Origin of the sequence: Rhizobium sp. AQ_MP (assembly GCF_014237835.1) — a bacterium.
GTDB lineage: Bacteria > Pseudomonadota > Alphaproteobacteria > Rhizobiales > Rhizobiaceae > Allorhizobium.
On sequence record NZ_JACJVI010000004.1, the window covers coordinates 106,390 to 125,342 of the forward strand.

At 61.1% G+C, this 18,953-nt stretch carries 20 protein-coding genes; 13 read left to right on the forward strand and 7 right to left on the reverse strand.

All coding sequences use genetic code 11. The features are described from left to right. Window positions 1-12 precede the first annotated feature (12 nt). Window positions 13-897 carry a cytochrome c oxidase subunit II gene (coxB, locus tag H6M51_RS08510; protein ID WP_185809653.1) on the reverse strand — a complete coding sequence of 295 codons (885 nt, stop codon included), beginning with the start codon at window positions 895-897 and terminating at the stop codon, window positions 13-15. A 326-nt stretch (window positions 898-1,223) separates the two neighbouring features. On the opposite strand from coxB, the gene H6M51_RS08515 reads away from it, so the two are divergent. The 6 genes from H6M51_RS08515 to H6M51_RS08540 all read left to right on the forward strand — a co-directional run bounded on the left by H6M51_RS08515 (window position 1,224) and on the right by H6M51_RS08540 (window position 5,119). After that, entirely contained in the window at window positions 1,224-1,754 is a 531-nt protein-coding gene (locus H6M51_RS08515; RefSeq protein WP_185809455.1) for an invasion associated locus B family protein, read from the forward strand. 111 nt (window positions 1,755-1,865) lie between these two features. Beyond that, on the forward strand, window positions 1,866-3,281 hold the full coding sequence (gene tldD, locus H6M51_RS08520) for a metalloprotease TldD (protein WP_185809456.1): 1,416 nt from the start codon (window positions 1,866-1,868) through the stop codon (window positions 3,279-3,281). Continuing rightward, the gene (locus H6M51_RS08525) at window positions 3,278-3,709 is read left to right on the forward strand and encodes a VOC family protein (RefSeq protein ID WP_246780450.1); all 432 of its coding nucleotides are present in this window, start codon (window positions 3,278-3,280) and stop codon (window positions 3,707-3,709) included. The genes tldD and H6M51_RS08525 overlap by 4 nt, the downstream gene beginning before the upstream one ends. 56 nt (window positions 3,710-3,765) lie before the next feature. Beyond that, window positions 3,766-4,017 carry an AbrB/MazE/SpoVT family DNA-binding domain-containing protein gene (locus H6M51_RS08530; protein WP_185809458.1) on the forward strand — a complete coding sequence of 84 codons (252 nt, stop codon included), beginning with the start codon at window positions 3,766-3,768 and terminating at the stop codon, window positions 4,015-4,017. Further along, window positions 4,014-4,412: a type II toxin-antitoxin system VapC family toxin gene (locus H6M51_RS08535; RefSeq protein WP_185809459.1), complete on the forward strand. Its 399-nt coding sequence runs from the start codon at window positions 4,014-4,016 to the stop codon at window positions 4,410-4,412. Before H6M51_RS08530 ends, H6M51_RS08535 begins: the two co-directional genes overlap by 4 nt. Window positions 4,413-4,444: 32 nt before the next feature. Then, on the forward strand, window positions 4,445-5,119 hold the full coding sequence (locus tag H6M51_RS08540) for an HAD family phosphatase (RefSeq protein WP_185809460.1): 675 nt from the start codon (window positions 4,445-4,447) through the stop codon (window positions 5,117-5,119). Here the strand turns inward: H6M51_RS08540 and H6M51_RS08545 are convergent, their stop codons facing one another. The 4 genes from H6M51_RS08545 to soxR form a co-directional block, all read right to left on the reverse strand. Continuing rightward, window positions 5,120-5,533 (reverse strand): type II toxin-antitoxin system HicB family antitoxin, encoded by a 414-nt coding sequence (locus H6M51_RS08545; RefSeq protein ID WP_185809461.1) that lies wholly within the window; start codon window positions 5,531-5,533, stop codon window positions 5,120-5,122. A gap of 25 nt (window positions 5,534-5,558) precedes the next feature. After that, window positions 5,559-5,768 carry a type II toxin-antitoxin system HicA family toxin gene (locus H6M51_RS08550; RefSeq protein ID WP_185809462.1) on the reverse strand — a complete coding sequence of 70 codons (210 nt, stop codon included), beginning with the start codon at window positions 5,766-5,768 and terminating at the stop codon, window positions 5,559-5,561. 353 nt (window positions 5,769-6,121) lie between these two features. Next, the gene (locus H6M51_RS08555) at window positions 6,122-7,435 is read right to left on the reverse strand and encodes a D-alanyl-D-alanine carboxypeptidase (RefSeq protein WP_185809463.1); all 1,314 of its coding nucleotides are present in this window, start codon (window positions 7,433-7,435) and stop codon (window positions 6,122-6,124) included. 212 nt (window positions 7,436-7,647) lie between these two features. Continuing rightward, window positions 7,648-8,091 (reverse strand): redox-sensitive transcriptional activator SoxR, encoded by a 444-nt coding sequence (gene soxR, locus H6M51_RS08560; RefSeq protein ID WP_185809464.1) that lies wholly within the window; start codon window positions 8,089-8,091, stop codon window positions 7,648-7,650. A 138-nt stretch (window positions 8,092-8,229) separates the two neighbouring features. Here soxR and H6M51_RS08565 point away from each other — a divergent pair, with 138 nt between their 5' ends. Beyond that, window positions 8,230-9,657 (forward strand): MFS transporter, encoded by a 1,428-nt coding sequence (locus tag H6M51_RS08565; protein WP_185809465.1) that lies wholly within the window; start codon window positions 8,230-8,232, stop codon window positions 9,655-9,657. Window positions 9,658-9,745: 88 nt separating this feature from the next. Beyond that, window positions 9,746-10,792, forward strand: coding sequence for a polysaccharide deacetylase family protein (locus H6M51_RS08570; protein ID WP_185809466.1), 1,047 nt, complete (start codon window positions 9,746-9,748; stop codon window positions 10,790-10,792). 13 nt (window positions 10,793-10,805) lie between these two features. Here the strand turns inward: H6M51_RS08570 and pdxH are convergent, their stop codons facing one another. Next, on the reverse strand, window positions 10,806-11,426 hold the full coding sequence (pdxH, locus tag H6M51_RS08575) for a pyridoxamine 5'-phosphate oxidase (RefSeq protein ID WP_185809467.1): 621 nt from the start codon (window positions 11,424-11,426) through the stop codon (window positions 10,806-10,808). 65 nt (window positions 11,427-11,491) lie between these two features. Here pdxH and H6M51_RS08580 point away from each other — a divergent pair, with 65 nt between their 5' ends. The 4 genes from H6M51_RS08580 to H6M51_RS08595 all read left to right on the forward strand — a co-directional run bounded on the left by H6M51_RS08580 (window position 11,492) and on the right by H6M51_RS08595 (window position 15,130). Continuing rightward, the gene (locus H6M51_RS08580) at window positions 11,492-11,947 is read left to right on the forward strand and encodes an RT0821/Lpp0805 family surface protein (RefSeq protein ID WP_407073571.1); all 456 of its coding nucleotides are present in this window, start codon (window positions 11,492-11,494) and stop codon (window positions 11,945-11,947) included. A 223-nt stretch (window positions 11,948-12,170) separates the two neighbouring features. Further along, the gene (locus tag H6M51_RS08585) at window positions 12,171-13,442 is read left to right on the forward strand and encodes a J domain-containing protein (RefSeq protein WP_185809469.1); all 1,272 of its coding nucleotides are present in this window, start codon (window positions 12,171-12,173) and stop codon (window positions 13,440-13,442) included. Window positions 13,443-13,703: 261 nt separating this feature from the next. Continuing rightward, entirely contained in the window at window positions 13,704-14,522 is an 819-nt protein-coding gene (gene fabI, locus H6M51_RS08590; RefSeq protein WP_185809470.1) for an enoyl-ACP reductase FabI, read from the forward strand. A gap of 17 nt (window positions 14,523-14,539) precedes the next feature. Continuing rightward, entirely contained in the window at window positions 14,540-15,130 is a 591-nt protein-coding gene (locus H6M51_RS08595) for a histidine phosphatase family protein (RefSeq protein WP_185809471.1), read from the forward strand. Window positions 15,131-15,176: 46 nt separating this feature from the next. Here H6M51_RS08595 and H6M51_RS08600 read toward each other — a convergent pair whose 3' ends face one another. After that, window positions 15,177-15,437, reverse strand: coding sequence for a DUF1344 domain-containing protein (locus H6M51_RS08600; protein WP_185809472.1), 261 nt, complete (start codon window positions 15,435-15,437; stop codon window positions 15,177-15,179). A gap of 292 nt (window positions 15,438-15,729) precedes the next feature. On the opposite strand from H6M51_RS08600, the gene H6M51_RS08605 reads away from it, so the two are divergent. Next, window positions 15,730-18,783: a GGDEF and EAL domain-containing protein gene (locus H6M51_RS08605; RefSeq protein ID WP_185809473.1), complete on the forward strand. Its 3,054-nt coding sequence runs from the start codon at window positions 15,730-15,732 to the stop codon at window positions 18,781-18,783. Window positions 18,784-18,953: the final 170 nt, after the last annotated feature.

Sequence of the window (18,953 nt, forward strand, 5' to 3'; positions counted from 1 at the left end):
TCCTCACTCCTCTCAGTTCGTTACGTTTTCGGCAGTCTGGACGGCGGCGGGAGCGCCGTCGACAGCAGCCATCAGCGCCTTGTTGGCGCCGGACAGATCGGAGGTCGCCGCCTGCAGCCAGGTCGCGTACTGCTCGTCCGAGACCACACGGATCGCGATCGGCATGTAGGCGTGGTCCTTGCCACAGAGCTCGGAACACTGACCGTAATAGAGGCCTTCACGATCAGCGCGGAACCAGGTCTCGTTCAGGCGGCCCGGGATGGCGTCGATCTTGATACCGAAGGCCGGCATCGCAAAAGCGTGGATGACATCGGTCGGAGCGGCCGTGACGAGCAGGCGAACCGTCTTGCCGACGGGCACGACGACCTCGTTATCCACAGCCAGAAGGCGCGGATAACGCGCCATGTCTTCCTTGCCGGCGGAGGCGCGATCGCCTTCCTTCAGCATGTAGCTGTCGAAGGACACGGCCTGCTCGCCCTGATACTCGTAGCTCCAGAGCCACTGCGTCGCGGTCGCCTTGATGGTGACATCAGGGTTTTCCGGCATCTTCAGCTGGTAGGTCAGCAGGTTGAAGGACGGAATGGCAATCGCGAAGAGAATGAGGACCGGAATGACCGTCCAGGCGATTTCAATCGCCGTGTTGTGGCTCGTCTTCGACGGCACCGGGTTCGCCGATGCGCGGAACTTGACCACGACGACCACGAGCAGCAGCAGAACGAAGATGGTGATCGGAACGATGAACCAAAGAGTGTACTGCTCGAACCAGCTGTTGAACTCCATGATGGAGGTTGCTGGTTCCTGCATACCCATCTGCCAGGGCTTCGGCTGATCGGCGAAGCTGACAGAAGCGAAAAGCAGACAGGCCAAAGCGGCCAAGGCTGCATAGGTTCTCTTCATCACGGTTGGTCTCCCCAAGCGCTTGATCCACATCAAATCAGAGCGCAAAAATCATGCTAGTGTCGCCGTTTCAAATCACAGATTGGCCGCAATCGCAATACGCTCAGGCGAATGGCGGTGCGGCATTTTTGCGCTTCATCAAATAGATGACCGCTCGATTCACAGTCTTTCGTCCGAAGCGACCGAAAAGGCTGCATGATTGCGCTCCCGCCTCGAAGCCACAGTCCCAATTATGCCGCAGTCCGCTTTAAAACAGCCATCAGGGCTTCCATTTGCGGACCCCCGCGACAAGAATGTCGTCAATGATTCGTTTTCCAGAGGTTTTCATGGGTCTGCCTAGACTTGCCTGGTCGAGCCTGATCGCGAGCGCCGTATTGACGGCCGCACTCGCCACGCCGGCGCTGAGCCAGCAACCCCAACAACAGCCGGGCTCGATCCGTTCCAACCACGGCGCCTGGTCTGTGATCTGCGACAAGCCAGCCGGCGCATCGGAAGAGCAATGCGCATTGATGCAGAACGTGATCGCCGAGGACAGACCTGAAGTCGGTCTGTCGGTCGTCGTCCTGAAGACCGCCGACCGCAAGTCTCGTATCCTTCGCATTCTGGCACCGCTCGGTGTGCTCCTCAAGGATGGGATGGAACTCTTTGTCGACGGCAACAACATTGGCCGCGCCTATTTCACCCGCTGCTTCTCGGAAGGCTGCTATGTCGAGGTCGAAATCGACGAAGAACTGATGAAGATCCTGCGCGTGGGCAAGGCTGCCGTGTTTGCGCTGCGGGAATCGGCGGATCAGGATCGTGTCGGCATTCCGATCGAGCTGGCCGGCTTTGCCGAAGGCTATGACAAGCTGCCGTGAGGCCGCAGTCGCCGGATCGTGATGACATTATAGATAGGGGCAAGTCCGGCGGGCTTGCCCCTTTTTCGTTGCGCGCCTACATGCAGGAGGCGAGCGCCCAAGGAGACATGCATGACCCAGGACCTTCTCTCCCTTTTCGACTGTGACGACGCCACGCTGACGCGGCGCGTTGCCGATGCTCTCAAGGGCGCCGATGACGGGGAGTTGTTCGTCGAACATGCCCAAGCGGAATCGCTGACCTTCGACAATGGGCGCCTGAAGGGCGGCTCGTTCAACACCGACCAGGGTTTTGGCCTACGCGCCGTCGCCGATGAGGCGGTCGGTTACGCCCATTCCGGCGAACTGTCGCTTGCGGCTCTGTCGCGCGCGGCCGATGCCGTCGGTGCGGTTACCCACGGCTATTCCGGCTCCTATGCGACCGCGCCGCAGCGGACCAATGCCAAACTCTATGGCGACGGCAATCCGATCGGTTCCCCGACCTTCGAGGAGAAGGTGAAGCTCTTGTCCGAGATCGACGCCTATCTGCGCGACAAGGACCCCAAGGTGCGGCAGGTGACGGCAACCGTGGGCGCAAGCTGGCAGGTGGTCGAGATCCTGCGCGCCGACGGACACCGGGTACGCGACATCCGCCCGATGACCCGTATCAACATCTCCGTCGTCACCGGACAAGGAGACCGGCAGGAAAGCGGTTCCTTCGGCACCGGTGGACGCATGGGCTTTCAGGAGTTCCTGACGCAGGAAAGCTGGCAGCGCGGCGCTGACGAGGCGCTGCGCCAGGCGCTCATCAATCTCGACGCGCAGGAAGCGCCGGCCGGGACCATGGACATCGTGCTCGGCAACGGCTGGCCGGGCGTCATGCTGCATGAGGCGGTCGGCCACGGGCTGGAAGGCGATTTCAACCGCAAGAGAACGTCAGCCTTTGCCGGGCTGATGGGCGAGATGGTGGCGGCTCCCGGCGTGACCGTCGTCGACGATGGCACGATCAACGACCGCCGTGGCTCGATCACCGTGGACGACGAGGGCACGCCGTCTGCCTACAATGTGCTGATCGAGAACGGCCGCCTCGTCGGCTATATGCAGGACCGGCAGAACGCCCGGCTCATGGGCATGAAGGCGACCGGCAACGGCCGACGCCAGGGTTATGCCCACCAGCCGATGCCGCGCATGACGAACACCTACATGCTCTCGGGCGATAAGACGCCGGAGGAGATCATCGCTTCGGTGAGACAAGGCATCTATGCCGTTTCCTTCGGCGGCGGCCAGGTGGACATCACCTCGGGCAAGTTCGTCTTCGGCTGCACAGAGGCCTATCTGATCGAAAACGGCAAGATCGGTGCGCCGGTCAAGGGCGCCATGCTCATCGGCAACGGTCCGGATGCGATGAAGCGCATCACCATGATTGGCAATGACACGAAGCTCGACACCGGGATCGGCAATTGCGGCAAGGCCGGCCAATGGGTCCCTGTCGGCGTCGGCCAGCCGCATCTGAGGATGGACCAGATCACCGTGGGCGGGACGAAGGCTTGAGGACAAACGCCCTCGTTCCCGAGCTTGCCGTCAGTGACTGGCGGACGAGCCGGGCGTTCTATTGCGACCTTGTCGGTTTTGATGTCGCCTATGAGCGGCCGGATGAAGGCTTCAGCTTCCTGACGCTCGGCGCAGCGCAACTGATGATCGACCAGATCGGGATCGGGCGCACCTTCGAGGTAAAGGATGTCCCTCTCGAACGGCCTTTCGGTCGCGGCGTGAACCTGCAGATCCTGGTGCCACAGGTTGCGCCCATCCTGGCGCGGCTCGAAAGTGCCGGGGTGCCACTCTATCTGCCGCTTGAGGAAAAATGGTATCGCCGCGACGATCACGAGGTCGGCAATCGACAATTCGTCGTTGCCGATCCGGATGGTTATCTTCTCAGGCTGTTCGAAGATCTCGGGGAGCGTCCGGTCGCCAGGCCATAAGGCCGCCCCTTGCCGGAATGGAAATTTCCATTACTCTATCCTTCAAGGAGATTTCCATGACGTCACTTACCGTCACGATGAAGGGCCAGGTCACCTTGAAGCGCGAGCTTCTGCAGCATCTCGGCGTCAAGCCGGGCGAGCGGATTGCGCTGGACAAGCTACCCGGCGGAGAGCTGCGGGTTCGGGCAGACCGGCCGGCAGGCGATATCGGCAGCTTCATTGGGCGGCATGCCGGTAAGGTGAAAGCGCCGCTCACCCTTGACGAAATCAACGAGATCGCCGCGTCCGGCTGGGCCGGTATGCGGTGAAGATTGCAGTCGACACCAATGTGCTGATCCGGGCAGTCCTGCAGGACGACCCGGATCAGGGGCCGGCTGCAGCGAAGATAATGTCGGAAGCGTCGCTGATTGCCGTTTCGCTACCGAGTCTCTGCGAACTCGTATGGGTGCTCAGGCGTGGAGCGAAGCTTTCGACCACTGAGGTCGCTCAGTCCATTCGGGATCTTCTGCAGGCCGGCAATGTTGCCATGAATCGTCCGGCGGTCGAAGCCGGACTTGCTATGCTGGAGGCCGGTGGCGATTTCGCTGACGGTGTCATCGCGCATGAAAGCCAGTGGCTTGGTGGCGATACGTTCTACTCCTTCGACAGAGACGCCGTTTCGCTCCTGACAAGGATCGGGCAGACAGCCCGACTGCTGGCCTGATCCATTTTTGCACCCGCTCGAGAAAACCCCTGATGCCCCACCTCCCCCGCCCTCCCCAGGCCGTTGTCTTCGATATGGACGGGCTGCTGCTCGACACCGAGATCCACTACCGGGCCTCGGTCATTTCGGCTGCGCGGGAACGAGGCCTGCCGATCGATGAGCGGGTTTATGAGGGCATGATGGGGCAGCCCTGGACCGGGATCTCGGCGCTCTTCAAGCGGACCTGGGGCGACGGTTTTGACGCGGACGGTTTCCGGGTTCTCTGGCTTGAGCATTTCCACGGGCTCCTGGAAAAGGATCTGCGGCTGAAAACCGGTGTGGTTGAATTGCTCGACCTCCTTGATACCCTTGGGCTGCCCAGGGCGATTGCCACTTCGTCTGCGCATCACCAGGTCGAGCATCACCTGGCGCGCTTCGACCTGATCCGCCGCTTCGACGCCGTGGTGGCGCAGGGGGATTATCGCGAGGGAAAGCCCGCGCCCGACCCCTATCTCGTGGCGGCCGAGCGGCTGGGTGTTGCGCCCCACGACTGTCTGGCACTCGAGGACAGCCATAACGGCATCCGCTCGGCCCATGCTGCAGGCATGATGGCGGTGATGGTCCCGGATCTGCTCGCACCCACAGAGGAAATCGAGGCGCTCTGCGCCCATGTGGCGCAGGACCTCCTGGAATGCATGCGGTTCTTCGAGGTGGTCGAGGCAGGCTGATCAGTCGGCTTTCAACATGTCTCTGATGCGCAATCGCGCGGCTTCTGCCAGAAAGCCGGACCGCGACTGCTTGGCATATTCGGCGGCGCGATCGATTGCCTCCACCAGCGTCTCGTCCATCGATATGTTGATGCGCACCGACTTTCGCGGCAATTCGTAGCGCGCGAGAAACAGCACACCTTCAGCCAGGCTCTCCTTTGCATCAGGATCCGCCAGAAGCGCCTTCACGCTTCGCCTGGCAGGCAACGCTTCGCCGCCCTCCAGCATGCCACTCACGTGGAATGTCAAGACTTCATCGGCTTTGCGAATGGCGTCCTCTTCGCTGTCAGCGCCTGTAATGCATCCGGGAAAATCCGGGAACGAGACACCGAATACGCCGTTTTCTTCATGAAGAATTGCATGGGCAAAAGGCATTGTCACTCTCCATGGCCACTTCAGGTTACCAAACCCAGCCGGCCTGCCCGTAGATGGATCGCAGCGTTCCGGTCGGGACTTCGCGAACACCCATGTCCAACGTGACTTTTCCCAACTTGTCTGTATGGGCATATTGCACATGGTCGCCTGGTCCCTTGCGCTTGATGGTCCAGCCATCCGCTCGTAGCCTCTTGTCCACCTCACGGGGCGTTAGCGGTCTGCGTTTTGCACCCATCCCGACCCTTGTGTATTTATACACAACGCATAGCAAAATCTACACATGTGACAGCTGGCGAAGATTAGGTAATGAGAAATACCGGTCTACTCCGGATAGCTAGGGGCTTCCGGGTAAGAATGGTATCAGCTCGGGCAGGAAAATCGCCAGCGATGCAGCTGATGACTGAGGCAGGCAAACCCAACTGATCCTGGTTCCCTCAGGCTAAGGGGTGAGGCGCCACTTCCTTTGGATGGCTTCCTCCGAAGGCAGAACATGATGGCGTGCAAAGAGCAGGACATGGCCGAGGAGATCGGCGGTCTCATTTGCGAGCAGAGATTTCAGCTCCTAGGTGGACCTCTGAAGGCTGAACCTCACCCCCGCGCGGGCATCAGCACGCAGTCGTAACGCTTGCGCACCAGCTTGTCGCAGGCAATCCGGGCTTCTTCCTTGGTCTCGAAACCGGTGAAGCGGGCACGGTAGAAGGTGACGCCATTGCGGGTGACCATTTCGGTGTAGGTGTCGAGATCCTCCAGCGGATCGCCGACCTTCTGGCGCGCCTGGGAAAGCAGCTCCATCGCCGCCTGGGCGGACGTGGCTGCGGCAATCTGGATCTGCCACTTGCTCTTGGCGGGCGTCATGGCAGTACTTGCAGTGTGTTGCGGATCGACTGTGGCAAGACGACTGGCCGGCGCGGCCGCGAGGTCGGTCGAGGCGGCAGGTGCCGGTGCATAGGCTGCAACAGTGCCGGGTGCCTCCGTTCCCGTTGCTCCCGCCATGGTCTGGACAGCGGCAAGGGCCGACTGGCGCGAGGCGGGGACCGGTATCGTATCGCCGAGACGGGCGAGATCCATCTGCACACCGGTCGAACGGGAGACCAGGAGCTGGCTGCCGCTCGATGCCTTCCTGATGTTCGCATCGATCAGACGCTCCATGATCGTGTCGCGGCTGGCTGCCGTGCGGCCACCCATGACGACACCGACGACGCGGCGGCCATCATGTTCGACGGCGCTGACGAGATTGAAGCCCGAGGCATTGGTGTAACCGGTCTTGATACCGTCCATGCCCTTGTAGCGATACATCAGATTGTTGTGGCCATTGATGGTCTTGCCGCGGAACTTGAAGCTGCGCGTGGCAAACATCTCGTACTCCTTGGGGAAGTCACGCATCAATGCCACGCCGAGGGTCGACATGTCCCGGGCGGTGGTGAACTGGCGGGGATGCGGCAGGCCGGAGGCATTGAAGAACGTGGTGTTCATCATGCCAAGCTGGCGAGCCTTGCGCGTCATCATCGCAGCGAATGCCTCCTCCGTGCCGCCAAGCTTCTCGCCGATGGCGGCCGAGGCATCGTTGGCCGACCTGATGATCATGGCCAGCACGGCCTCGCGCACGGTGATTGAATCGCCGGCCTTGACGAAAAGCTTGGTGGGCGGACGGGAGGCGGCGTGTTTCGAAAAGGGAACCGGGCTGTCCCAGCTGATCTTGCCGGCGCGGATCGCGTCAAAGACCATGTAGACCGACATCATCTTGGTCAGGGAAGCCGGATGATTCAGCTCGTCGGGGTTTTCCGACGCGAGAACCTCACCGGTGCGGGCATCCAGAAGAAGCTGGGCGCTGCCGGCCTGGGCTGTTGTCGAGAGGGAGAGGATCGCCACGCAAAACGACAACGCGATCAGCAACTTGCTCATGAAAACTCCAATGCCGCCGGATTTCGATGAAGACTGGGAATGGCTCGATTCGATCGATCGACCGTCTTGGTCCGACGCCCTATGGCAAGAATGGGGCGACAATCAGCCGAACAGAATCAAATGCAACCATCTTTCCACAAAAGGTCGCTCAATCATGGTCAACAGAGGGTTAACCGATTGTGCAATTGCTGACATGACCGGTCACGAAGGCGTCAGCGAGCCAGCGTCACGGCGCCAGTCCCCTCTTCGCCCAGCCGGTCGGCAGGATTGACCAGCTGACAACGCTGAAGCGACAGGCAACCACAACCAATGCAGCCGTCGAGATCATGCCGCAGGCCTTGGAGAATGCGGATGCGCTGGTCGAGTTTCTCAGCCCATCGCGTGGCAATGTGGCGCCAGTCTTCCGGTGTCGGCGTGCGCTTCTGCGGCAATGCGGACAGCGCCTCGGCGACTTCCGAGAGCGGCAGTCCGACTTCCTGCGCGGCGCGGATCAGGGCGAGCCGGCGCAGCACGTCGCGGCCATAGCGTCGCTGGTTGCCGCCCGTCCTGTCGGCAAAGATCAGGCCCTTGCGCTCGTAAAAGTGGATGGCGGACACGGCCAGTCCGCTGCGCCGGGCGACGTCTCCGACGCTCAGGTCGTATTTTTGTTCGGGCATGGCTTTACCTCAACCGTTGTTGAGGTTGTAGCATCCGCGCAAATCACATCCAATGCCTTGTACAAAGTGAGTTCAATCATGTCAGACAGCGCGACCGACAGACTTGCGGGCCCTTCCCTCCCCTCATATCGAGAGGGGATGGAAGAGCTCGGGCCGCCGCCAGGCGAAGCGAGCGGCTGGCTCGATCTTCTGTCACGCGAACACCTCGCCACCACGCTGATGCTGAGCATGGGGGTTGCGCTCTTTGCCTTCAACGGCTTCTTCGTTTCCACCGTCCTGCCGAGCGCGATTGCCGAAATCGGCGGCGGTCACCTCATCGCCTGGTCGGTCTCGCTTTATCTCATTGGTTCGATCGTCGCAGGCGTGACCGCGGCCCAGTTCAAGCAGCGCTTCGGTGCCCGGCGGGTCCTGATCGTGGCGACGCTGGTCTTTCTGGCCGGCACGATCACGGCGGCTTTCGCTTCAACGATGGAGCAGGTTCTCCTTGGGCGGATCGGCCAAGGGCTCGGTGAGGGCGTCGTCGCGGCGATCTGCTATGCGCTCATCCCGGCACTCTATCCGTCGCGCCTGGTGCCGAAGGTCTTCGGAGTGGAGGCGCTGGTCTGGACTTGTGCATCGTTCGGAGGACCGTTTGCCGCGGGCTGGCTGGCGGAGAGCTTTTCCTGGCGGACCGCCTTCTTGATCAATCTGCCGTTCGGGCTCGTCTTTCTGGTTCTAGCGCTGTTTACGGCGCGGCCACGCCATGAGTCCGGCGCGATGTATGCCGGCGTTCCGCTCTCCCCGCTCGTGCTGCTATCGATTGGCCTGCTGATGATCCTCTCTTCCGGCGTCATGGCCGAGCCTCTGCACTCGGCCGTGCTGGTCGTCCTTGGTCTCACCCTTCTGGTCGCGAGCGTTCGCCGCGATCGCGCTCTGCCGACGCGCCTGATGCCTGCAGACGCTTTCGGTCTGTCCTCAACGGTCGGGGCGGGTCTCTGGCTGGTGCTGCTGATGCCCGTCGCCCAGGCGACCAGCAGCGTCTATTTCGTCTTCGGACTGCAGCACGGCTTTGGCTTCGGTCCTCTGGCGGCAGGTGGGCTCGGAGCGATCATGGCCATGAGCTGGAGCCTGGTTGCCGTGCTCGTCGCCCATGCCGGGACGGAGAAAGCGCGGCGACGGGCGATCGAGGCGGGACCGCTCCTGCAATGCTGCGGCATGGTGCTGGTTGCATTGGGCTTTCAGCAGGGATCGCTTGCCTTGCTGATAACCGGCCAGGTCGTCGTCGGTGCTGCCTTCGGCGCCAGCTGGGCCTTTCTCAGCCAGATGCTGATGGAGGCGAGCACGAGCGCCGAGCGCGACAAGACCTCGGGCCTCATCCCGACACTGCAATCTGCCGGTTTCGCGATTGGGGCTGCCTTTGCCGGGCTCGCCGGCAACAGCCTCGGGCTCGGCGAACTGACAAGCGAGACGCTGGCGCACCAGGCGTTTTCAGTCACGTTCCTGATCCCCATCGTCTGGACGGTCCCGGCCATGCTGCTCGCCCGTCGGGCAACCCGGCTTGCAGAAGAGCAGCCTTCGAATGCATAAGAGAATTGAATGAGGCCGTTGAACCTCGCTTAAGGACTCCAAGGTTAGCCTGTCCGACATTGCGCAAAATGACATTTCAGGCAGGGCTATGACGGGACGGTTCAAACAAAGGTTGAAGCGAGCGGTGATAAACGGCGGGCTTGAAGCCTCGTTCCTCTTGTCACGGCTTGGGCTGACGACGGGGCTGAAGGGCCGCGGCGTGATCTTCACGCTGCATCATGTGCGGCCTTCCGACCCCCGCCCCTTCCAGCCGAACAAGCATCTGGAGGTTACGCCCGAATTTCTCGACGCGTCGATCGCGGCGCTCAGGGCGCGCGGCTATCGCTTCATCCCGCTGGATGAGGTGCCTGCAGCATTGACGGGACCGGAAAGCGCCAAGCCGTTCGCCGTCTTCACCCTTGATGATGGGTTTCGCGACAATCGCGACCATGCGCTCCCAGTGTTCGAGAAGCATGCCGTGCCGTTCACGATCTTCGTCTGCAAGGGGTTTTCAGAACGCAGTCATACGATGTGGTGGGACACGGCCGCAACGATGATCGAACGGCGTGACCGCCTGACCGTGTGCCTGCCAGCCGGTCGGCTGGATCTGGACTGCACGACGACTGCCAGGAAATGCCACGCCTTCACGGTGCTCGCGGAGCTCTTGATGAAGGGAGACGAAACCAAGAGCGTTGCACAGCTCGATGCGGCGGCGAATGCCGCCGGGATCAATCCGCATGCGCTGGTGTCCGAACTCATCATGGACCAAGGGGAGCTTGCGGCGCTTGCCCGACATCCGCTCGTCTCCTACGGCGCCCATACCGTCAGCCATCGTGGCCTGGCGGCCCTGAGCGATGAGGACCTGCTGCGCGAATACAATGAAAGCGCGGACTATGTGGCTGGAATTACCGGATCACGGCCGGCGACTTTCGCCTATCCTTACGGCGACGTCCGCAGTGCGACCGTTCGCACTGCAGGTTTCGCGGACTGGACCGGTTTCAAGCTTTCCGTCACGACACGACCGGGAACACTGACCCCTTCATCGATGGAGACCCCGCAGCTTCTGCCGCGGATCTCGCTCAATGGGTTCTATCAGAAGAGCCGCTATGTCGAAGCGCTGGCCTCGGGGCTGCCGTCAAAGCTGGCCGGCGGCTGAGCCCCTTCAAGGATCAGGGATACATCCGGACTTTGGACCAACCGTCGCCATCGGCATCGCGGCGGAACTCGATACGATCGTGCAGACGGAACTTGCGATCATGCCAGAACTCAATCGAGCGCGGCATGATGCGGAAGCCGGACCAATGCGGCGGACGGGGGACATTTCCGAGAGCGTATTTCGCGGTGTATTCGGCCACCGCCTTTTCCAGCGCGAAGCGGCCTTCGAGCGGCCGGGACTGTTTTGAGGCCCAGGCGCCGATGCGGCTGCCGAGCGGGCGGGACTGATAGTATTCGTCGGCCTCCTCGTCGGAAACAATCTCGACATCGCCCCTCAACCGAATCTGACGGCGCAGTGATTTCCAGTGAAAGCACATGGCTGCCTTTTTCTGGCCGAGAATTTCCTGTCCCTTCTGGCTCTCGAAATTGGTGTAGAAGACGAAACCCCTGACATCGAACCCCTTGAGCAGCACCATACGGACATTTGGCAGGCCTTCCGCATCGACCGTTGCAAGTGCCACGGCATTGGGATCGTTGATTTCGGAGGCCTCGGCATCCTTGAGCCAGGTCGCGAAGAGGGCGAAGGGTTCGTTCTCTTCGGTGAAGTCACCAGTTGTTAACCCGATCTCTGACATATTGTGTAAAATGCTCCCGATATGCATATTGGCCGTCGATGACGAAGCACTGGATCGCAGGGCCCTTGGCAGACATACCAAAATCGGTCGAGCGGACAAAGGGTTGGTGCATGCGTAGAAGCTCTATCTTGCTCATCATCGCTGCGACACTTCCGCTCAGCGGTTGCTTCGGCGGGAGCATGGACCTGTTCGGAACCGATACGGTCGACAACTCGATCTCCACCTCCACTGTCGCAAAAGGTGGTAACACCACTAGCCGATCCGATGAATTGACTGTGCAAAGCGCCGTGTCGTCCGCAGATCTCTCCAAGACTGAAGGCAAACCTTTGCCTTGGGCCAATGCCAGCACCGGCAGCGCCGGTGTCGTGACGGCGATCCAGGAGGAGAAGGGAGACGGCGTTATCTGCCGCAACTTCTCGACCACCCGACACTCCTACGAGGGCATCGCCTATTTCTCGGGAAAGACGTGCACCTCCGGCTCGGGCAACTGGCAGCTGATGAGCTTCGACCGTCAGTCGTAAACGCCGGGCCGTTTTCGGTTGCATTCGAAAGATTTGCTTAAGCAAACCCGAAGAAATGCCCCCCTCTGCCCCCAGGCTGCGTAACCTTCGATTAGGACCTCACATGCGACGCTTCGCCGGATTATAGGCGCGGCCCCCCATGTATCAGGCGGGACGGCATTTCAGAGTCGCGGAGGAGACGCCATGAACGGGTCTTCCCGCATGGGGTTTGTTGGTGTCCTCAATGCGTGACTTCTACTCGATTCTTGGCGTGAAGCGTGATGCCGGTGCCGACGAGATCAAGGCGGCCTGGCGCAACAAGGCGAAATCCGTGCATCCGGATCAGAACCGTGACGACCCGCAGGCGCATAATCGCTTTGCCGAAATCGGTCGCGCCTATGAAGTGCTGAAGGATCCGGCCAAGCGCAGCCGCTATGACCAGCAGCGCATGAAGGTCGAGGCCCTCGAACGCGAACAGACCATCATGCAGCAGCGCCAGGCGGCCCGTGAGGCGGCCGAGAAGGCCAAGCAAGCCAAGGCCAATGCCGAACGCGTGCTTGAGGAACTCGCCCGGGCCGAGGCCGAAAAGGCCAGGGCCGACGCCGCGCAGGCAGCCAAGGTCAAGGCCGCCCAAGACAAAGCCGCCCAGGACAAGGCTGCCGAAACGAAGGCAAAGGCCGATGCCAAGGGGAAAAGCGAGCCCAAGGACGATGCTCAAGCCTCGGCCAATGCAGGCAGCGCCGAAAAACCCGGCTTTCAAGATCAGACCGGCGCACGGGGTCCGACTGTCGGCGGAACCACATCCGGCCCCGAAGAGGCAGCGTCGCGCATTTTCGGCGACAGTCCTGAGGCTGCAGCCGCTGCTGAGAACCTGCGTCGCGAGCAGGAAGCGGCCGAGCTTGCAGAGGGCATGCCGCTCAAGCCGGCTGCGTCGCCGCTGCTGGCGCCGATCGAGCTGTTCAGCTCACTTGTCCGCCGACTGCGCGGGACACCGCCGCCGCCCCCGGAAAAGGCGCCGGACATCTTCTTGGAAGCGGTGGTCGCGATTGCTGACCTGCTTGAGCAGAAGTCCGTGCCGATCACGCTCAACGACGGACGCGAGGTACGCGTGCCGCTGGAGGGCGTGACCGAAGGCCATGTTGTGCGTCTGAAAGGCCAGGGTCTGAAGTTCCAAGGACTGCAGCGCGGCGACGTCGCCGTGACGATCCGCGTATTGAAGGCGGAACGGTTCGTGGTCGACGAGTACGACATCAAGACGGTCCTGCCGATCACGCTTGAAAACGCCGTGCTCGGCTGCGAAACGCAGGTCGAGGGGCCCGACGGGAGCATGGTGCCGCTGACCGTTCCGGCATGGTCGAACTCCGACCAGGTCATCCGCATAGACGACCTCGGCCTGCCCAGGGCCGAAGGCGGACGCGGCGCCCTCGTCGTGGAACTGCGTGTGATGCTCTGGGAGAAGCCGGACGAAAAAGTCACGGACCTGATGCGCCTGATGCGCGAGGGCCTCTATCTCTGAGGTCCCGACTGACAGCCCAAAGATGCCATGAGCAGCCTGCCGGCTTCCGGGCCTGTGACCTCAACCTTCAAGGCCACCGAGGTATCTACCCTTGCTGCAGAGCGCCTTGGCCATGGTGACGAAATTATCCTGATTTATGAGGAGTTTCTAACGTCTGGCGGGAAACAGAAACACTCCCGTGCCTAACTCCGGCTGTTATCTTGAAGGATGGAACGGCCTATGCCATAGGCAACACCACCGAAAGTCTCAAAGGGTCTCGATATGGTTCAGGGTTCCGGCCTTATGGCAGGCAAGCGCGGCGTCATCATGGGTGTCGCCAACAATCGCTCCATCGCCTGGGGCATCGCAAAGGCCTGTCGCGATCAGGGTGCGGAAATCGCGTTGACCTGGCAGGGCGATGCCCTGAAAAAACGCGTCGAACCGCTGGCACAAGAGCTCGATGCCTTCCTCGCCGGCGATTGCGACGTGACCAACCTGGACAGCATCGATGCGGTTTTCACCAACATCGAGGCGAAGTGGGGCAAGATCGATTTCGTCGTGCATGCCATTGCCTTTTCTGACAAGGATGAGTTGACCGGCCGCTATATCGAGACGAGCCGTGACAACTTCGCCCGCACGATGGATATCTCTGTCTATTCGTTCACCGCCGTTGCGGCACGTGCGGAAAAGATCATGAACGACGGCGGCTCGCTGCTGACGCTCACCTACTACGGTGCCGAGAAGGTCATGCCGCATTACAACGTCATGGGTGTCGCGAAGGCGGCGCTCGAAGCGTCGGTGCGTTATCTCGCCGTCGACATGGGCGGGCGCGGTATCCGGGTCAACGCGATCTCCGCCGGCCCGATCAAGACGCTGGCGGCGTCGGGCATCGGCGACTTCCGCTATATCCTCAAGTGGAACGAGTATCATTCGCCATTGAAGCGCAACGTCACGACCGATGAAGTGGGCAAGTCGGGCATGTATCTCCTGTCCGACCTTTCCACCGGCGTCTCCGGCGAGGTCCACCATGTCGACTGTGGCTATCATACGGTCGGAATGAAGTCGGTCGACGCGCCCGACATCGTGCTTGGCAAAGACTGAATCCGGAGTTTGGCGCCGTGCTCATCTACATGATCCGCCACGGCCAGACCGACTGGAATGCCGAAGGGCGAATGCAGGGGCAAAAGGATATCGGACTGAACGATATCGGCCGTCAGCAGGCCAGTCAAAACGGGCGCAAGCTTGCAAAAATCCTCGGTGACAGCGCCGGGGATTTCGATTTTGTGAGCTCCCCACTCGGACGGACGCGCGACACGATGGAACGCGTGCGGACTGCCATGGGGCTTGCCCCAGCTGGCTATCGGACCGACGAGCGGCTGAAGGAATTGTCTTTCGGGGATTGGGAAGGCTCGACGCTGCCGGAACTGGCTTTGATCTCGCCGGAGCGCGTCGAGGAACGGGCACGACAGAAATGGGGCTTCATCCCCCCCGGCGACGACGCGGAAAGCTACGAAATCCTGTCATGGCGGATCGGTGCGTGGTTGACCTCGGTTGAGCGGCAGACGGTCTGCGTCAGCCATGGGGGCGTCATCCGCAGCTGCTTCAGGTTGATCGGCAATATCAGCGAGGACGAAGCTTGCGAGATGAACATTCCGCAGGACCAGATCCTCAAGATCGACCGTGATCAGAAGCTGATTGGCTGGCTGTGAACCCCGGCGGGCCGCCATGCAGCAACGGCCCGCAATACCCCTTTACTTACTGCAGGACTTCCAGGTCATCGACGACGCGCTTGCCGTCGACTTCGGTATAGAACACGATCACTTTCTGCCCAGGTTCCAGGCCTTCGAAGTTGAACTCCGATGGAACCGCGTAGGTTTTGCCGTCTTCAAGCACCAGGCTCATGCCGTCGACATTGACGTCGCGAATGGTCGATTCGACATCGGCACTGCCGGCGAACGCGCTGACGGGAAAGAGGAAGCCTGCCGTGGCGAGGAATACGGAAACCATGAGACGCATGCGCACCACCTTCAACCAATTCGATGCTGAAAACCTCTGCAAGATAGCCTCCTGAATGTGGCGGAATTCGCCCCCGATCTTGTTATTTCAAGGGAGTTTGGACCCGAATGGTGACCGGGATCAAGCGCTTATCCCGATTTCCGGCCCGATATCCAAGCCCATGATGCCGATCGTGCATGATAGCGTTCGGTCAGAAAAACATCGCCAGAGAGAAAAACCTGTCTTTGCCGAAATCCTAAGTTAACCGCAGAAGCATAGACTTAGCGCACTCGCGATCTGGAGACCCTTACACTTGCGCAAGTTGATGATGGACGAACGTGCCGATTCGAAACTGAGCAACGGCATGTTTTGGCTGATCGGCGCTGCCGTTCTAAGCCTCCTGATCGTGTCTGTCGGCCTGATGATCGACCGGCAGACGGCGCAAAAGGAGCGCGGACGCATCGAGCGCGCCATTCTCGACCGTCTTGTGCATGTGAAGTCCGAAATCACCACCCGTCTCGACGACGAAGTGGAGCTTGCGCTCAGCCTTGCCGACGACCTGGCCGATGACGAGATGATTTCTCCGGTGGAATTCAACCGCACGATCAACCGCCTTCTCGCCGACAAGCCCTATCGGCGCAGCATCCGTCTTGCGCCTCTCGACGACGCCAGCCGGATGGCGTTCACGCCCAAGGTCGATAGAGAGGGGCGGACTTTTGTGATCGACATTCCGGTGTCCCCGCCATCATGGCAGGCAAGTCAGGCATGGGTCTCACTCGTCATGGAAATCGACGGGGATCTCTTCTTCGATCACCACGGCATGCTTACTCATGCCGACCTGCCAGACCATGAGAACAACGACCACACGAAGGTCGCCGTCGTCATGACCTCGCCTTCCGGAAGCCGGGAGGTGTTCGGAGAGGGGTCGATCTTTGACGGCCAGCCCATCTCGATTGAGGCCGAGGGCGGACAGCTCCGCTTCCAGCTTCACGGCGTGCCGGCCGATGGTTGGGACGCGGCGATGAACCGCCTGCTTCCAAGCCGCCTTCTCGTTCTGGCCGGGGTAACGGCCATGACGATATCCGTGCTGCTCGCGCTTTATCTGCTGCGGGAGCGCAACCTGAACATCAATCGCCTGAAGGCCCGTGAACAACGGCTGCTCGAACTGTCGCAACGCTTTCAGCTGGCCCTGGAAACCTCCAATATCGGCATCTGGGAGATCGACTCGGTCACCCATGCCCTTATCTGGGATCCCCGCAGCGCCGGTCTGCATGGCCTTCCAGAGAGCCTGTCCGATGACGAGGACCGGCTCGCCGACTGGTTTGCCTGTCTGCACGCCGACGACATCGGCAAGGCGGAGCAGCTGTATTTCCATTGCGTCATTGCCGGTACGGCAGACCAATGGGATATCAGCTACCGCGTTCCGCTGGCAGACGATAACTTCCACTACCTCCGCTCCGTCGGCGCGCGCACGCTGGATGGCAATATCACCGGCATCGTCTGTGACGTGACGCGCGACACGCTGCTCACCCAATCGCTGAGCAAGGCGAAGGAAAACAGCGACATCAAGAATGCCGAGCTCGAGCTCGCGCTCGAGGAACTTTCGAGCCGAGAACATCAGCTGGCTGAGGCATCCCAGCGGCTCGACCTGGCACTTGGCTCGTACAGTTGCGGCACGTGGGAAGGCGACCCCGTCACCAAGAGTGCCATCTGGGACGAGCGCATGCACCAACTCTATGGTCTGCCGTTCAGCGAGAAGCCGGTCCCGGAACACACCTGGCTGTCACGGGTCCACCCGGACGACCGAGGCGAGCTCCAGCTTGCGACGAAGCGTGCCGTGACGCTCGACCAGGTGATCAACACGACCCAGCGCATCGTGCTGCAGAATGGCGAGATCCGCTACATCCGCTCCGTCGGTCAGCCGCATACGGGTCGGGACGGCAAGAAGAAGCTGATCGGCATCGCCTTCGACGTGACCGCGGACGCGCTGCTGGCCGAGCAACTGCGCACTGCGAAGGCAGAAGCCGACATGCGCAACATCGAGCTCGAACTGGCAAAGAACCGTATCGAATTCAACGCCCTGCACGATCCGCTGACCTCGCTTGCCAACCGCCGCAAGCTCGATCTCGAGCTGGACACGCTGGCGCGCAGCAAAGACCGTCAATCGTCGAAATTCGCAATCCTGCATCTCGACCTAGACCGCTTCAAGGAAATCAACGATACGCTCGGCCATGCGGCCGGTGACGCCATGCTGGTGCATACCTCCCGCATTCTCATGAAGCACGTCCCGCGTGGCGACCTTGTCGCGCGTATCGGAGGTGATGAATTCGTGGTGCTCGCGCGCCGCCAGACATCGGTCGACGAACTCGCAACACTCGCGAACAAGATCATCGAGGAAATGCGGCAGCCGCTTGATTTCGAAGGGTTCGACTGTCGCTGCGGCGTGTCGATCGGCATCGCCCAGGCCCATGGCGCCTCGCCCGACCCGCGCAAGGTGTTGATCAATGCCGACATCGCGCTCTACCAGGCGAAGGAAAAGGGTCGCAACTGTTGCGAATTCTTTACCCCGGATCTGCAGGCCAATATCGTTGCCAAGAAGCGCATGGCCGATGACATGCTGGCGGGTCTCGACCGCGACGAATTCATCGTCTGGTATCAGCCGCAATTCGAGGCCGACAGCATGCAGCTCTGTGGTGCCGAGGCGCTGATCCGCTGGCGGCACCCCGACCGGGGGATCCTCGCTTCCGGCAGCTTCCTCAAGGTCGCCGAAGACCTCAATGTCATGGCGCGCATCGACGAACTGGTGCTGCAGACAGCGCTGAAGGACCAGATGCGCTGGACGGCGCTCGGGATGCAGGTGCCGCGGATTTCGGTCAACGTCTCTTCCAAACGCCTGCATGACGACAATCTGATCGACCAGCTCAAGGGGCTTTCGATCTCGCCGGGCTCGATCTGCTTCGAACTGGTGGAATCGATCTTCCTGGACGAAAGTGACACGATCGCCTCCGACAATATCGAAAAGATCAAGGCGCTTGGTATCGACATCGAAATCGACGATTTCGGCACTGGCCACACATCGATCGTTTCGCTCCTGAAGCTCAAGCCGAAGCGGCTGAAGATCGATCGACAGCTGGTCATGCCCGTCACTGTCCAGCCGCAGGAGCGCAGCCTCGTGCGCAACATCGTCGAAATCGCGCGCTCGCTGGGCATCGAAACGGTCGCCGAGGGCGTGGAGACGCATGAGCATGCCGGTATCCTGCGCCAGTTGGGCTGCGACTACCTGCAGGGTTATGCCTTCGCAAAGCCGTTGTCGTTCGAGGACTTCACCCGCTTTGTCGATCGTCTGCCGCAGCGCAAGGCTTCCTAAGGCGAAGCGGCTGACGGATTACGATCGCTGCGGTGACACAGAGTCATCGCGAATCCGCCGGATGCGCCGCAAAAGCGCTTCACAGAATTCGCGCATTTGCTCTATGAGTGACGCCATCCGATGCAAGGCCCGCCGGAAGACGTTCCGGTGGACGAGAATGGAACGGTAGC